The 16,072-nt window shown below is 47.0% G+C and carries 10 protein-coding genes; 3 read left to right on the top strand and 7 right to left on the bottom strand.

Features of this window, described 5'->3' with window-relative positions; translation table 11 throughout:
• Nucleotides 1-5: 5 nt before the first annotated feature.
• The 7 genes from ABIE50_RS10590 to ABIE50_RS10560 all read right to left on the bottom strand — a co-directional run bounded on the left by ABIE50_RS10590 (nt 6) and on the right by ABIE50_RS10560 (nt 10,484).
• Nucleotides 6-1,022 (bottom strand): GntR family transcriptional regulator, encoded by a 1,017-nt coding sequence (locus ABIE50_RS10590; protein ID WP_209863692.1) that lies wholly within the window; start codon nt 1,020-1,022, stop codon nt 6-8.
• A 38-nt stretch (nt 1,023-1,060) separates the two neighbouring features.
• The gene (locus ABIE50_RS10585; RefSeq protein ID WP_209863694.1) at nt 1,061-2,131 is read right to left on the bottom strand and encodes a UDP-glucose--hexose-1-phosphate uridylyltransferase; all 1,071 of its coding nucleotides are present in this window, start codon (nt 2,129-2,131) and stop codon (nt 1,061-1,063) included.
• Between the two features lie 9 nt (nt 2,132-2,140).
• Entirely contained in the window at nt 2,141-4,345 is a 2,205-nt protein-coding gene (locus ABIE50_RS10580; RefSeq protein ID WP_209863696.1) for an alpha-galactosidase, read from the bottom strand.
• Nucleotides 4,346-4,436: 91 nt separating this feature from the next.
• The gene (locus ABIE50_RS10575; protein ID WP_209863698.1) at nt 4,437-6,095 is read right to left on the bottom strand and encodes a RagB/SusD family nutrient uptake outer membrane protein; all 1,659 of its coding nucleotides are present in this window, start codon (nt 6,093-6,095) and stop codon (nt 4,437-4,439) included.
• Between the two features lie 40 nt (nt 6,096-6,135).
• The gene (locus ABIE50_RS10570) at nt 6,136-9,225 is read right to left on the bottom strand and encodes a SusC/RagA family TonB-linked outer membrane protein (RefSeq protein ID WP_209863701.1); all 3,090 of its coding nucleotides are present in this window, start codon (nt 9,223-9,225) and stop codon (nt 6,136-6,138) included.
• A gap of 362 nt (nt 9,226-9,587) precedes the next feature.
• Nucleotides 9,588-10,214, bottom strand: coding sequence for a DUF4142 domain-containing protein (locus ABIE50_RS10565; RefSeq protein WP_209863704.1), 627 nt, complete (start codon nt 10,212-10,214; stop codon nt 9,588-9,590).
• Between the two features lie 42 nt (nt 10,215-10,256).
• Nucleotides 10,257-10,484, bottom strand: coding sequence for a dodecin family protein (locus ABIE50_RS10560; protein WP_142683279.1), 228 nt, complete (start codon nt 10,482-10,484; stop codon nt 10,257-10,259).
• Nucleotides 10,485-10,851: 367 nt separating this feature from the next.
• Here ABIE50_RS10560 and ABIE50_RS10555 point away from each other — a divergent pair, with 367 nt between their 5' ends.
• The 3 genes from ABIE50_RS10555 to ABIE50_RS10545 all read left to right on the top strand — a co-directional run bounded on the left by ABIE50_RS10555 (nt 10,852) and on the right by ABIE50_RS10545 (nt 16,040).
• Nucleotides 10,852-11,454 (top strand): RNA polymerase sigma factor, encoded by a 603-nt coding sequence (locus ABIE50_RS10555; RefSeq protein WP_142683280.1) that lies wholly within the window; start codon nt 10,852-10,854, stop codon nt 11,452-11,454.
• 57 nt (nt 11,455-11,511) lie between these two features.
• Nucleotides 11,512-12,717: a FecR domain-containing protein gene (locus tag ABIE50_RS10550; RefSeq protein WP_209863706.1), complete on the top strand. Its 1,206-nt coding sequence runs from the start codon at nt 11,512-11,514 to the stop codon at nt 12,715-12,717.
• A 263-nt stretch (nt 12,718-12,980) separates the two neighbouring features.
• Nucleotides 12,981-16,040 carry a SusC/RagA family TonB-linked outer membrane protein gene (locus tag ABIE50_RS10545; protein ID WP_354027954.1) on the top strand — a complete coding sequence of 1,020 codons (3,060 nt, stop codon included), beginning with the start codon at nt 12,981-12,983 and terminating at the stop codon, nt 16,038-16,040.
• Nucleotides 16,041-16,072 lie beyond the last annotated feature (32 nt).

Raw genomic sequence — 16,072 nt, 5'->3', positions numbered from 1 at the left:
TACAGTTACAAAGATTTTCTTCTTATCAGCACAGTAGGCAGTGTTTCCTGGATCTTTTCCCTGTTCAGCACGAAAGCAGCTGCCTTTTCCGCCATCAGTTTAAAGTCGGTGGAATAAGTAGTGATGCCGTTACAGATAATTTCTTTCACCACATCATCATTATGGGAGAGAATGCCAACGTCTTTGCCCAGCGTCAGTTTCTTTTCCACGCAATCTTTCAGGATGGCCCATAGTTCCGTATTATTGATGGTATAATATACTTTCCCTTTGACAACGGTTCCGGGCTCATACTCCGTTTTAATCACCCCGTTGATCTTATGATCCTTTATGAAACGTTTAAACGCTTTCAGTATTTCTATGGGCGTATCGGTAGATGGCCGGTAGTAAAAGATCATTTCATCGAACTGCCGGATAGTATCCGCCAGCGCGGAAAAAGCCCGGTAGGAAGATTCCCCGAACTCCTGCACAATGTAAGAGCAGTCTGTTTGCAACGGCTCGTACCGGTCAATCATCAGGAACTTATCCATTGGCAGGCCTTTCAGTATCTCCGCTGTCCTGGGATGCGGGATAGGCGCCACCACGTACATCCCGTAACGGCCTTTTACAGACGCTACGATGCTTTCAAATACCTCGATGTTGTTATGATGAAAGAATACATCCAGCTGGATATTTCCACCAATATCAGCCCGGAAGGTTTTATAAAATGTTTCCTGGAAGGTATCGAATGCAAACAGCAGCAGCGCTACTTTCAGCTGCTGCCCTGTATCATCGCTGCTTACAAAAAAACCTTTCCTGTTCTGTGAGGCAACAATGCCTCTTTCCACCAGTTCTTTATAGCCTTTGGCAATAGTTTCCCTTGCAAAACCAAGTTCCCCGATCAGGTTATTCACAGAAGGCAGGGAATCGCCTCTCGATAACAGTTTCGAGTTAATGGCATTAATAATTCCCTGAACAAACTGTTCGTGTTTGGAGAGGCCTGGAATGCCATCCAGTTCATGTATCTGTTCGTATACGTCCTGCATGTAAGGAAAAATTGACTGTACTATACTATCCTACTAAGCTATTGTGTTTTTTCCATACCTGCAACTGCCTGTGAATAATGTATCTCGGGGAGCGACTGTAACTTCTTCGCGGCCCATTCCGGCGTAATATCGCGCTGTGGACTGGCCAGCAGCTCATATCCTACCATGAATTTTTTCACGGTGGCAGAACGCAGCAGTGGCGGATAAAAATGCATATGCCAGTGCCATTCGGGATGATCTCCGGAATTTACGGGCGCCTGGTGCATACCGGCGGAGTAAGGGAAAGAGGTTTCAAAAAGATTATCATATTTAATGGTCAGTCTCTTTAAAATATCTGCCAGCGCATTTTTCTCCGCTTCATCAAACTGTAGCAGGTTGGTTACATGCCGTTTGCTGATGATCATCGTTTCAAATGGCCATACTGCCCAGAAAGGCACCAGTGCTATGAAGTGCTCATTTTCACAAACAATCCTTTCCTGTTTTTCCTTCTCCAGGGCAACATAGCTTTGCAAAAGGCTTTTGCCGGTAGCTTCGTAATATTTTTTCTGGTGAGATGTTTCCTTGATCAGTTCTGCCGGTAAATCGCTCGTTGCCCAGATCTGCCCGTGTGGATGGGGGTTACTGCAGCCCATGATATCCCCTTTGTTCTCAAAGATCTGGATATACTTTATGTCTTTGTCGGCAGACAGCTGGCGGTATTCATCCTGCCACAGCGTTATCACTTTCCGGATGTCATCTATCTCCAGCAACGGCAGCGTAAGATCATGCCGGGGTGAGAAACAGATCACGCGGCAGGTGCCTTTCACACCGCGTGCGTGCAGTAAGTTGTCGATAATATCTGCGCCGGCAGGCGTATCTGCTATCAGTGCGCCAAAGTCGTTGGTAAATGCATAAGGTGCGGTGTAAGCCGGGTTCAGATCCCCGCCCATCCTGCTGTTGCCCGGGCACAAATAGCATGCGGCATCATATTCCGGCAGCGGGTCTTTATTTATTTTTTCTACTTTACCCTGCCACGGTCTTTTTGTACGGTGTGGCGATACCAATACCCACTCGCCTGTCAGGATATTCAGACGCTGATGTGGATGTTCTTCTAACTGGAAATTATTCATAGATGATGATTAGGAAACTTCGCTGATCCGGATCACCACACTGGTTCTTTTAACATTCAGTTGTGGATTAAACCCGATATTCATTAAAAATTCGCCGGTAAATGTGTTGTTCCCCTGTATGGCTGATGCCTCACCGGGATATACATTGATTTCTTCCAGGCGGTATTTCTTTGCGGGGTCCAGGCCTTTTAAACGGATGGGGAATTTACTGCCTTCTCCATACCGGTAATTAACCAGGTAGTTGAACAGTACGCCGGAAGATTTCTTTTCATTCACATACATTACTGCCGCTACGCTGCCCTCGTGCGGGTCTGCCAGGCGGTATTGGTCGCCATGCCAGATCACTTCTTTCAAAGCATTATAATTACTGATGGCCTCTTTGCAGAAAGCCAGCTCTTTCTCTTTTAAGTCCTTTACCACAATATCAAAGCCCAGCTTGCCCATCATGGCTACGTCTACCCTGAACTTGATCGGTTGCTTGCCCCAGTCTGTTACATGGTTGGCGCTGGTAATAGCGGGATAAAAATAAGAATTTTCCCATTGGATAAAAATCCGTTCCAGCGGATCGGTGTTATCGCTTGGCCAGTATTCGGTAAAATACTGCAGCGCGTTATAGTCTACCCGACCGCCCCCACCGGAGCAAAGCATCATGGGCACATGGGGATATTTGGCGCGCACACGGGCCAGCACTTTGTACAGCCCTCTTACATATTCTACGTATAACTGCGACTGCTGCTGCTTTTGGTAAGCCGACCATGCGTTATAGATCACCGCGTTGCAATCCCATTTGATATAAGATAGTTTGGGTGCTTTTATAAACAGGGAATCCACCACGCTGAAAACGAAGTCTTGCACCTTCGGGTTACTAAGGTCCAGCACCAGCTGGTGGCGGAAGTAATGTTCTTCCCTGCCTGGTTGTCGTAGTACCCAATCAGGGTGTTGGGAGCTCAATTCGCTTTTCGGGCTTATCATTTCCGGTTCTATCCAGATACCGAACTTTACGCCGGTGGCCTGCGCCATGCTATCAAGGGCCGCGATGCCGTTAGGTAGTTTGGTACGGTTCTCCTGCCAGTCGCCCAGCCCTTCGTGATCGCTGTTGCGCGGGAATTTATTTCCAAACCAGCCGTCATCCAGCAGGAACAGGTCCACGCCCAGGTCCCTGGTATCTTTCAGTAATCCTTTCAGTACATCTTCATTGAAGTTAAAATAAGTGGCTTCCCAATTATTTAATAACGTGAGCCTGCCGCCCTTGCCATCCAGCACTTTGTAATTCCTGGCCCAGCTTTGCAGTTTGCGGCTGGCCTCTCCTTTTCCTTTATCGGAGAAGGTGTACAGGAAAGGCGGCGTTTCAAAAGCGGTATTTGTTTTTAATATATAGGGAGATGCGTAATTATTGATCCCGGCTATGATACGTAAGTTATCCAGGTTGTCAAGTTCCAGGTCGATGCGGAAATTGCCGCTCCATTCCATTAAGCCATACAACACACTGCCCTGGTCTTCCGTAGCCGGCTGCCCGAGCGATACCATGAATACCGGTGGCTGGAACAGGTTGGCGCGGGTGCCCAGTTTGGAATCGAGGGTTTTAATGCCATGCGTGAGCGGGGTTTCTTCCGGCTGCATTTCTTTGGCCCAATCCCCGTGATATTGCCTGAGCCAGTACTTCGGGGCTTTGAGATAAAGATTGGCGGAGGCAAATTTCTGCAGGGTAACATTTCCTTTTTCCTGGTGCCTGATCACGGACCATTGCTCTATCACATCTTCCGCTTTGTATATTTTATAATACAAGGTTACTTCAAAGGGGTATACAGGATCTTTCAGCAGGATGCTGGTCTCCTCTATACCGGGTCCACGGGAGACTGTTTTATGGCTTACATAACGGAGATCCAATCCATTGTTGCCATCTGTATGTGTAACTGCGATAGCGGGTTCCAGCAGGCTTTTTGTACCAGCGGCAGTATAGGCGGCGCCGGCTACTTCTGAGTAATCTTCCGTTTGTTTATAGGCCGATGGTACCTGGCTGTATTCTGCGGCATTGGATAGCTTTGTACCGAAATAGAGTGTAGATAGTTGCCCTTTGGGATCTACCTGTAATACCATGGCATTGTTCTTTGATTCCAGGGGTATAGTAACAGGTTTTACATCCTGTGCAGCGGCGTGCCCGCAAGTTATTGCCAGTAACCAGCAGCTCCGTTTCAAATGAATGGATCGTATCATGAAAAAAATCTTTTTAAGCTAATTGCTACAGTAATATATAAACAATACGGATAACGGTGTACCGTTATCCGTATTGTTTATAAAAAGAAGCTCAGTAGCCGTCGTTCTGGCGGAGCTTTCTTCCGGATGAATTAATTTCTGACTGGGGAATAGGTACCCAGTAATTCTTTGCCTTATCAAACTTGCGGTTATCCAGCGCAATGATCCTTGTATATACGATACCGCCATCCGGTTGTTTGGAGGGCAATACGCCGTATGCAGGAATGTTCTCTGTTATTTCTGCAATTTTCCACCTGCGCACATCAAAGTAACGGTGCTCTTCAAAGGCCAGCTCAATGCGGCGCTCATTGCGGATACGGATACGCATGCTATCAGTTGAAAGCCCTTTCGGCAGCTCAGGCATCCCGGCCCTTGCGCGAATGTCGTTTATTGCTTTATATACAGTGGCATCCGGCCCTGCTGCTTCGTTCTGCGCTTCTGCATAGTTCAGCAGCACTTCTGCATACCTCAGATATTTCCAGGGCTGGTAAGCGGTTTGGTTCGGGTTTTCCACAGGGTTGCCCTCGTTGATGTATTTTCTTACATAATAGCCGGTAGGACTGGTATTCCAGTTGCCATTACCATCTTTACTGTCTTTACCACCGGGACGGAATGTTTCCACATTACGGTTCCTGTAAGGAGCGCCGTTATAAAGTATGCTGGCATAAAAACGGGGGTCCCTGTTCTGGTAAGGATTTGCTTTTTGAACAGGATTGTTCCAGTCGAACCGGGAGCCATCCGCCATTTCATAATCGTCTACCAGGTTTTGCATGGGAGTATTACCGCCCCATCCGCCATAGCCATTAGGCCCGTTTACCAGTTCAAGGTTGGTGTGCTCATTGGTAGGGGAATATATTCTTTCAAAAATATCCTCACTGGTACCGCTGATGGTGAATAAGGTTTTATAATTATTGTACAATGTAAACTTATTCAGCGCCATCACTGCCTGGGCAGCGGAGGCGGCAGCCGCCCATTTCGTTTTATCGTTCACGTTATTGGTATACAAGGGGCTGGCAGCATATAACAGCAGGCGTGCTTTCAATGCCAGTGCGGCGGCATAGGAACCGCGGCCAATGGGATAGCTTTTATCCTGCATCATGGTAGCCGCCGTATTCAGTTCACTCACTGCATACTGAATACATTCCTGCACCGGTTTGCGGATAAAGAGCGAATCGAAATTGGTATCGTCCAGGTTGTACACACGATCGCCTACCAGGGGTACATCACCGAAATTACGGATCAGGTCCTGGTAGCGGTAGGCACGGATAAAATGGAGCTCGCCCTTCAATCTTTCTTTACCATAATCGCTCATCGGTACCTTATCGATGTTGGCCAGTGCGTAGTTTATTTCGCGGATGCTGCGATAGCTTCTTACCCAGGTATCGCTCATCCAGCCGGTTCTGTCGGGTGTGAGGGCGCCCTGTTGTACAAACCAGGTATTGTTATCCCATACTACCACTGATTCATCTGTTACAGAGCTCATCCAGGCGTCTTCAAAGCCGCGGCCAAAGCCGGGTTTTCCTCCATCATTGTTGCCGCCCACGCCAATATAACGGCCTGTAATGTATGCTTCCGCCAGCGAGGAATCGCCCCATACGGCTGCATCAGTGATGATGCTGGTAGGCGTGGTATCCAGAAAATCCTTTTTACATGCTCCCAATGCAACCAGGGCAGCAGCTACCAGGATCAGTGAAATATTTTTAGTCTTCATTTCTTTGCAATTGAAATAGTAAATGATTTATTTCTCCCTCTTAAAAATTCACGTTCACGCCTACGTTAAACACTTTTTGCTGCGGGTAAAAATACCCGCTGCCGTCTGTGCCTTCCGGGTCTATCTGTTTCACTCTTGTAAAGGTGAGCAGGTTAAAGCCATTCACATAAAAGCGGGCTGATTTGATAGATGCTTTGGATACCAGTGCTGCGGGCAGGTTGTAGCCTATTTCCAGGTTCTTCAGACGGATGAAAGAAGTATTCCAGTTCCAGAAAGTGCTTGGATAAGCGCCAAGATTGCTGGAGTTGGGCCTTGACACCGGCCGTGGCCAGGAAGCGCTGGTGTTTTCCGGCGACCAGCGGTTATCTGCCCATTCCTTGAGAAAAGAGCCAAATTCACCGGATTCCCAGAGGAGATACTGAGCGGATTCTCCCTGTCCCTGGAATAAAACATTGATATCAAAGCTCTTCCAGGAAGCGCCTAACGTGATCCCATATACGATTTGCGGGATATTGTTCTGGTCTATCCGTACACGGTCGGCAGCTGTGATCTGTTTATCTCCATCATAATCTTCCAGGATCAGGTCACCGGGCATTGTGCCTGGCGCATGAGGCGTAGCGTCTATCTGTGCCTGGTCTTTGAAGATACCGATGCTGCGGTAGTACAGGCCGGCATTAATGGGATGGCCTTCCACTTTCTGGTAGGAGAGTGTTCCCGGTGCTTCGTCCAGGAAGATGACCTTATTTTTGATAAAGTTGAAGTTACCGCCGATATTGAATTTCACATCATTGAAGCGGGTTTCATACATCACGGAAGCTTCTATGCCTTTGTTGGTTACCTTACCTATATTTTCGTCGGGGATCTGGCTGCTGCTGATACCGCTTACGCCGGGGATGCTCAGGTTCCGTGGGGCCAGGATGTTGTTCCTGGTTTCGCTGAACACATCTAAGGTCACATTAAAATGATTGAATAAAGATGCGTCTACACCGATATTGGCTTTCCTGGCAGTTTCCCAGGTGATGTTGGGATTAGCAAGCTTGGCGTATACAATGGTGGGAATATTGGCGCCATAAGGCTGGCCTGAGCTGGTTAATGTGCTCAGCACATTTGTTTGCAGGTTGAGGTTCTGCAGATATTGATAGCCCGGGGCATCATCCGGCTTAATGTTTTCATTTCCCAGCAGGCCATAGGAAGCACGGATCTTTAAGCTGTTGATGGAATTCCTGTTAAACCAGGATTCTTCCGAAATGCGCCATGCAGCCATGGCACTGGGGAAAAAGCCGTATTGCTTTCCCGGTGCAAAAATAGACGACCCATCTTCACGGAGTTGTACATCCAGCAGGTACTTTTCTGCATAGTTGTAACTGATACGGCCAAAGTAACTTCTGCGGGTAATGATATAGCTGCTGCCGTAGTTGCTGGCATCAGTTGGCAAGGCGCCGCCCTGGCTTAGTTCCGGCAGTAAGGTAGTAATATAGTTCTGCCGTGCCGCTCCAAAAGTTTCATATGTTGTTTTAGATTGTTGTACCGCCGCAAATGCGCTGAGCTGGTGTTTACCGAAGTGTTTATCATAGCTCAAACGCAGGAAAGAGTTCATCAATGTATAATTGATCTGGCTTTCCGACAGGGAAGGGTTATTGGGCCCGCCTTTCACCGGGTCATAGGTTTGTGCGCCTTTATCATACTGGTATACGATCCAGTTGTGGGCCAGCTGTTTATCAAATTCAAAACGTTTGTCGATAGACACCATTCCATCTACAGATAATCCTTTTGCCAGTTCATAACTTGCCTTTCCGATGATGCTACCGGTGGTAATGGGTCTTTTATCCGCACCCGACAACTGTGCCATTGCCAGTGGGTTCTTCCCCATTTCCACACCCGCGCCCATGAGCCCATTGGGGTAGTAAGCAGGAAGTGTTGGGTAGGTGCGGTAAAGGAACTCAAATACATTGGATGCGCCAAAACCAGCCAGGGCAGTCTTTTCTTCCTGGCGACCGGACACTTGTACCGTTGCCTTGAATTTAGAAGAGAAGTTGATATCGAAGTTAGCGCGGATGTTATATTGTTTGTAATTGAGAGGGCTGTTACGATACAGTCCTTCCTGGTTCAGGTAACCGCCGGAGATGTAATACGACAGTTTGTTACTGCCGCCGGAGAAGGAAAGATTGGCAGTAGTTTGGGGCGCCACCGGTTTCATCAGTTCCTTTTCCCAGTTTGTATTCGGATAGGATACCGGGTCTTTCCCGTTCCTGAACAATTCTATTTCTTCTTCTGAATAGCGTTGGTGCGTGCCCTGTGAAGGATTATTATAATAGCCTATTTCATTAACGATAGTGGCATAGGTAGCGGCATCCACAAATTCCGGCAACCGGGTAGGCTTGATGAAGCCCTGGTTAAGATTAAAGCTGAAATTTGTTTTACCGGCTTCTCCTTTTTTGGTGGTGACGAGGATAACACCGTTGGCCGCCTGTGAGCCATAAATAGCTGCAGACGCGTCTTTCAGGATACTGATGCTTTCAATATCGCTGGGGTTTAAGCGGGAGAAGCCACCCAGTGCATTGGGCACTCCATCAATTACGATGAGGGGGGCTGAGTTGCCGGTGGTGGCCACACCGCGGATCAGCAGGCGGGCATCATCGTAGCCCGGCTCTCCGCTGGTGTTGGGTGCAATGAGGCCTGGCATACGGCCTACGAGTGAGTTGGAGATATTCGGCTGCGGGCTTCTCACTATCTCCGCGCTTTTCACAGCTGCTACAGAACCTGTTAATGTTGCTTTTTTCGCGGTGCCATAACCTACCACTACTACATCGCTCAGTGTTTCAACAGATGTTTCCAGCGCAATGGTGGTGAAATCTTCTGTGAGCACCAGTTCCTGTTGCCGGAAGCCTATGCCCGAAACGATCACTGTATTGTTGCCCGTAGGCGCATTAAGCACAAACTGCCCGTTAGCATCTGTTTTTGCGCCGGTGGTTGTGCCTTTTACAACTATGGAGATGAATGGTAGCGGTGATTTGTCGGTGGAACTGATGACTTTACCCTTGAATATTTTTTGCTGGGCATACCCTGGTATACACAAACAAAAGGCAGCAAGAAATGCAATAAAGCATTTCAGCAAGTGTCTGGCAATCATTTTCTTTAATTTAAAACGTAAATGGAATACGAATGGCGAACGGTGTGGCGACCCGTCATTCATAACGTGCTTTCAGTTGATTTGTGTTATTCACATCTGTACTATACTATACTATTCTACAAATATAATTTCCGATGTTGAATTGTCCAAAAAAAAATTTACGCGGATTTTGTCTGACTCAGGATTAAACTGATTACGCTGATTACGCTGATTTGATCTGGTAATGATTTTATAAATGATTAGGGGTAGATTCAAGCGAAAGTATCCGCTTAAATCTCCCCCTAATCATTTTAAATCCAAAGTAATCAAATCAGCGTAATCAGCGTAATCAGTTTAATCCTAAGTCAGACAAAATCCGCGCCTTATTCATAAGGCGGCGGGCCAACAGGTATGCCCATCTTCTTTTGCAGGTTCCGGGCCGAGTCGAGATGCGAATTCAACACGGGCAACTGATCCATGGCAAAAGCTCTTATCTCCGGGTCTGCCGCATTTTTTGCTGCCTTTTGAAATTCCCGGATATCTTTTTTATGATCATCAATCATGAGACTGATATAGGCCCTGTCGAACTCCTCTCCTTTTCTTTTTTCCAGCCGTTCTTTTATTCTTTGCTGATGATTGGAGATATCATCAGGAAGCACAATATTCTTTGTTTGCGCAAGGGTCTTCAATTTATCCCTGTTTTTCCTGTGATCCCTTATCATCATCTCTCCAAATGCTTTTATCTCCCGGTTTACAGAATTGCTTTGCGCAAGCTGACCCAACTGCACTTCCGTCATGCCTCCACTGGCTGCTTCCACCAGGAAGTCTGCATCTGTTTTGGCAGGAATGGCTACAGCCGTGTCGGCCAACCGGTTGCTCATGATCTGGCTGTCGATCTTTTCTTCATTAGCGGCTTTAGCTTTCTTTTCACTGTCGGCGGACCTGTTATTACAACTCCACAGTCCCGATAATACCGTGAGCGTACAACAGCAGAAAAATAACTTTTTCATAATACCCTCCTTTTTTGAAACAGACCGGAACCTGCGCCACGGCTATGCCGTTTTCTGGTTCCGTTCCTCTTCATCTATACGGAAAGAAACCTTACAGATTAATCCGTAAGTAGATATCTTCCCATCTTTTACATGTACTTTAATATCTTTCACAAAAACAGAATCTATATTATGGATCGTTTTTGACACTTCTGTTACTGCATTAGTGATAGCATCTTCAATGCTTTTTTCAGAAGAAGAAATGACTTCAATTACTTTTACGATAGCCATAAAATTGGTTTTTAAGGATGAGGAAATGGTTGCAACTCATACTAAGCGGCACAAAAACCCGGCCACCCGGTCCCCGTTAAACCGGGGAATCTGCCAGGTTTTATACACAGGGAAACCTGCCGGTTCTGCCCGGAAACCCTTACACCCAAAGCCCCCGGTTGCTATGGGAAAAATGTGCAACAAAAGGCTTGATTATAACCGCAGTTCCGGCAACCGCCTCCCAGGAAGATCGGCTATACCCGTGCAGGTGCTTCATTTTTTACCGGCATCTATAACTAATTAATTCACAGCATTTTAATAACAGCGCTTTGTCCTTGAGATTTTTTACTCTAGTTTGTGCCTCCAAACATGAACATTATATAAGGCATTGTCAAGCAACCAAGCATACGAGGAAACTGCGCTGATCTCTTCTTTTCAGCAGGGCGAGCACAAAGCACTGCACCAGGTTTATGCGTTATATCAGCGTGCCCTATGCTTTTTCACAGAACAGCTGACCTCCGACACGATGGCTGCTGAAGATATTGTTTCGGAATGTTTCATCCAGGCATTCCAAAAAAAAGAAGACTTCCCTACCCTGGCCCAGCTGAAGGGTTTCCTGTTCACTGCCGCCAGGAATGCTGCGCTTAACCATATTAAAGCGCAAAAAAGGCATGGCGATATTCACCAGCTGATAGAAAGGGATGCCGACCGCTTTTCCATAGATGTGGAAAAAGCCTATATTAAAACAGAGGTCATGCAGGCTATTTTTCTTGAAATAGAAAAGCTGCCGCCACAATGCCGGCAGGTGGTTCGTCTTTCTGTTATTGAAGGAAAACGCGCACAGGAAATAGCCGCTGAACTTAATATGGCCTATCAAACTGTATTGAACCAAAAGGCAAAAGGAGTAGGATTATTACGGACCGCGCTTTTAAAAAACGAGCTCATATCCCTGCCAGTGCTGGTTTCCGCGTTGCTGATGCTGCAACGGTAATTTTTTTTTAAAAAGGGCGGTATAAAAAGCAGCGTTAGTTGTTTTAGTAGTATCAACATGACAGAGAACAATCATTATATAGCCGGCCTTATTGGCAAATACCTGGAAAATAGTTTGAATGCGGAGGAAGAAAGCGCATTAACGGAATGGATCAATGCCTCCGAAGATAACCGCCGTCTTTTTGCGGAGCTCAACGACCCGCAGCAGCTGGTGGCCAGTCTTCAACAGTTCTATGCATATGATACCAACAGGATTTCCAGGAGGATCAGTGAACAGGTCCCTGCATTTGAGGGACCTGTAATGACACCGGTTCACCGCGTCCATTTTATACGTAGATGGGGCTGGGCTGCCGCTGTGGCATTGTTACTTGCAGGAAGCGCTTACCTCCTGGTGAATAAAAAAGATATGCCGGCGCCAGTAGCGACAAAGGCAGTGGAGATCACTCCGGGCACACAGGGTGCTATACTTACACTGGCCGACGGGCGCCAGGTGGTGCTGGACAGTATGGCCAGCGGTGTAGTGGCGCACCAGGGCGGTACCTCCGTGGTATTATCTGACGGAAAACTACAGTATGATCCTTCAGGTGAAGCTGCTGGTGGTATTCAATACAACAAAATGACTACGCCTAAAGGGCGGCAGTTCGAAGTAACACTGCCCGATGGAACAAAAGTTTGGTTAAATGCAGCCAGCTCTATCCGTTACCCTACCGCTTTTACCGGCAATGAACGGAAAGTGGAGGTATACGGGGAAGCTTGTTTTGAAGTAGCCAGAGATGCCGGCAAACCTTTCCTGGTGAATGTAAATAATAAGGCATCCATAGAAGTACTGGGCACGTTGTTTAACGTAAATGCCTACGAGAATGAAAAAACGATCAATACAACATTGCTTAACGGAAGCATAAAAGTAGCTACTCATCCCGCCAGCATTGTCCTTAAACCAGGTCAGCAGGCACAGATCAGCACAGCCTCCGGTACAAATAAACCGGTAGGGAACATTGAAATTATCAATCATCCTGACATGGAAAAAACCATGGCCTGGAAAAACGGCCTGTTCAATTTTGAAGGCGCCGGTATTGAAGAAGTAATGCGACAGCTGGAACGATGGTATAATATAGATGTAGTATATGAAAATGGTATACCGGATATACAATTTATAGGAGAAATGAGCAGGCAGATTTCCCTTTCGGACCTGCTGGAAATATTAAGAAGAACAGAAGTAGACTTTAGAGTAGAAGGGCGCAAACTGATTGTGCTGAATAAATAAGTACCAGATACGCTGCACCGGAGCAACACAGCAGGGGCCTTTATGGCCCGGCCAGGCTATTTATTTGAATCAAACCAACCACTAAGAAAAAACCGTCACGGATTGCGGCCGTGACGGTGTATTTGACTCAGTTGGTTTCTAAACGGTTTATTGCAATTCACATTTATTAACAACCAAATCCCTTGCAATTTATGCAAAAAAAATGCTATTGGCCGCCCGATCGCCCGGGAAAACAGATGGGCCTAACCAAAATCTTTCTGGTAATGAGACTAACTGTCATTTTATTAGCAGCCGCCATTTTCCAGGCAAATGCCTCGGGACATGCACAAACCGTTACGCTATCGGGTAAAACTATACCTATCAAAAAAGTATTTACTGCCATTAAACAACAAACAGGCTATGTGATTTTCAGCAATACCAACACTATCAGCGACGCACAGAGCGTATCGCTTTCAGTACGCGATATGCCGCTGAAAGACTTGCTGGATATGGTATTGAAGGATCTTCCTGTTACTTACCTGATCAAAGACAAAACAATTGTTTTGTCGCGCAAGGCTCCTCCTTCCGCCGATGTCCTGACTATTCCGGCGCCTCCAACCACCATCAGCGGGGTGATCCGGTCCACTACCGGTGAACTGCTTCCGGGCGTTTCTGTCCGGATAAAGAACACGGTTACCGGAACGGTCACTTCTTCTGATGGGGCTTTTTACTTTACCCATCTCCCTGAAAATACCGTGCTCCTCATCACTATGCTGGGGTATGAAACGCTGGAAATCGGCGTGCGTAAAGGAACGAACGGCTACACCGCCTATACGGTGGATAAAGACCAGTCGAAGTCGTTACTGGTAACGGATGGCAATAACCTGGTGATGAATATCACGCTGCACAGGAAGGATATGGAGATAGGAGATGTGGTGATCACCGGTTATATGAACGTTAACAAAGGCAACTACGTGGGTGCTGTTTATTCTGTAAAAGCAGATGATATAAAGATCGCCGGTGAAACCAGCATCGACCAGATGCTGCAGGGCGTGGTGCCGGGCATGTCGGTAATGGTGCAATCGGGCCAGGTGGGCTCCAGCCCTAAGATCCGCATCCGCGGCACTTCTACTATTCTTGGCAACCAGGAACCGGTTTGGGTGGTAGATGGTGTGATCCAGCGCGATCCTTTACCAATGCCCAATGGCAGCGGCTCACTGGCAGGAGATATGACAGAGCTGCGCCTGATCGCTTCCAATGCTATTTCCTGGCTGAATCCAAATGATATTGAAACCATCACGGTATTAAAAGACGCCTCGGCAACCGCCATCTATGGCTCACAGGCTGCCAACGGGGTAATTGTACTCACTACAAAAAAGCCTAAGCCCGGCCAGTTATCTGTTTCTTATAACTCTTCCTTCACCGTTGGCCAAAGGCCTTCCTATGGCGACTTCGACCTGATGAATTCTCAGGAGCTGATGCAATTTTCAAAAGAAGTATACGAAGCACGCGACAGCTATACCTCCGATGTGCTGCCAATCGGTTATGCTAAATTGATCCAGCAGTTACAGCGGAAAGAGATTGATTACGCCACTTATACGGAAATGTACAGGAAACTGGAAACCCGAAATACGGATTGGTTTGGCCTGCTGTTCCGTAATCCGTTCAGTCAGAATCATAGCCTGAGCCTTTCCGGCGGTAATGAAAAGATCTCGAACAGAACTTCATTCAGCATGCAGCAGCAGAATGGTGAAGCCAAAGGTAATGACCTCACCTCTTTCGCGGCATCTTCCAATACAACGCTCCGTTTGGGAAAACGGCTCACCGTAAACCTGATGCTGAATGGAAGCAGGCGCGAAACAGATGGTTTTGCCTATGAAGTGGATCCGTTCTCTTATGCTTATAACACTGCCAGGACCATTCCTATGTACAATGATGATGGTTCGCTCTTCTACCACGAAAAAAGAGGAGAACCAAGCACCGTTTATCCCGGTAATACCAGTTACCTGTATAACATTCAGAATGAACTTAATAACACAGGCAACAAAAATGTAACCACTAACCTGTCTACCACCGCCGATGTAAACCTCCAGATAACAAAGGATCTGCAGTACCAGGGCTTGTTATCTTATACACTTACAAATTCCGGTGTTAAATCGTACGCCACAGAATTATCTTACTATATCACCCAAACAAGAGGATATGAGTTTGGCAGCGTATTGTCGAACTCCCCACAGGAGCTCGCCAGCCGCCTGCCTTTCGGAGGACTGGTGCAATTGCAGAATGCCAATAACAACGGGTATACCTGGCGAAACAGCCTGGTGTACAACCGGTTATTGGGAAAGGTTCACAATGTGACGCTCCAGGGAGGTATTGAAGCAAGATCCGCGCTGACCCAGGGTAACACCGATACCCGCTATGGCTATCTCCGTTACCGCGGTGAAAGCTATGCACCTGTTCCCACCATGCCGGCAATGAACTCTGTAGCCAAAGATAACCTGTATGATCTCATGCGTACCAATTCGGGGATCGTTAATCAGAAAAGTAACTACCTGAGTGAATACTTTTCTGCAGTGTATGGTTTTGATCAACGCTTTGTATTCAATTTCAACGCGAGACTGGATGCCTCCAACCGATTCGGACAAGATAAAAACAAGCGATTCCAGCCAACCTGGTCGGTGGGTGGAAAATGGCGTGTTGCGAATGAAAAATTCATGACCGCGGCAAAATGGCTGAACGCCTTTGATGTATCTGCCAGCTATGGTTACCAGGGAATGGCAGTGGAAGAAGTATCACCTTACCTGATCGCTACCGACGGTGGACTTAGCAATATATTCAAGCAGTATATCCTGAATATAAAATCTTTACCTTACCCCGAACTGGGATGGGAAAAAACAAAAACATGGAACCTCGGGCTGGATGTAGCCCTGTTCAACGGCCGTGTAAGCGCTACCGCCAACTGGTATAAGAAAAGCAGTAATATCCTCGCTTCCCGGCAGGTACCGGTGGAAAACGGAATGAATGCCGCTACTGTATTTGGCTCCCTGATGGAAAACACCGGGTACGATCTTATTGTAAGCGTTATACCGGTGCGTACCAAAGATTTCATGTGGCAGTTTTCTGTAAATACAGGTCTTGCCAGGAATAAGCTGAAGCAAAATGAAAGGATCAACACCCTGGAGGACTATCTGAACGGAACGGCTATTGTGAACGGACAAGCTTATTCCACCTTTTACTCCTATGCTTACGCAGGCTTAAACCATTTTAACGGTGTACCTACTTTCAAAAACCTGGATATTAAACCTACGGAGAATCCCCTCGATTACCTGGTAAAAACCGGGTAAACTGGAACCTGATTTTTCCGGTGGATTCAACA

It is taken from the genome of Chitinophaga sp. OAE865, assembly GCF_040546735.1.
Lineage (GTDB): Bacteria > Bacteroidota > Bacteroidia > Chitinophagales > Chitinophagaceae > Chitinophaga > Chitinophaga polysaccharea_A.
The sequence above is the reverse complement of the archived record's forward strand: the minus strand, read 5'-3'. Positions and strand labels throughout refer to the sequence as shown.

Bases quoted from the DNA above. Each gene is read 5' to 3' on its own strand.
- ABIE50_RS10590 (WP_209863692.1), bottom strand. From the start codon at position 1,022: ATGCAGGACGTATACGAACAGATACATGAACTGGATGGCATTCCAGGC.
- ABIE50_RS10585 (WP_209863694.1), bottom strand. From the start codon at position 2,131: ATGAATAATTTCCAGTTAGAAGAACATCCACATCAGCGTCTGAATATC.
- ABIE50_RS10580 (WP_209863696.1), bottom strand. From the start codon at position 4,345: ATGATACGATCCATTCATTTGAAACGGAGCTGCTGGTTACTGGCAATA.
- ABIE50_RS10575 (WP_209863698.1), bottom strand. From the start codon at position 6,095: ATGAAGACTAAAAATATTTCACTGATCCTGGTAGCTGCTGCCCTGGTT.
- ABIE50_RS10570 (WP_209863701.1), bottom strand. From the start codon at position 9,225: ATGATTGCCAGACACTTGCTGAAATGCTTTATTGCATTTCTTGCTGCC.
- ABIE50_RS10565 (WP_209863704.1), bottom strand. From the start codon at position 10,214: ATGAAAAAGTTATTTTTCTGCTGTTGTACGCTCACGGTATTATCGGGA.
- ABIE50_RS10560 (WP_142683279.1), bottom strand. From the start codon at position 10,484: ATGGCTATCGTAAAAGTAATTGAAGTCATTTCTTCTTCTGAAAAAAGC.
- ABIE50_RS10550 (WP_209863706.1), top strand. From the start codon at position 11,512: ATGACAGAGAACAATCATTATATAGCCGGCCTTATTGGCAAATACCTG.
- ABIE50_RS10545 (WP_354027954.1), top strand. From the start codon at position 12,981: ATGAGACTAACTGTCATTTTATTAGCAGCCGCCATTTTCCAGGCAAAT.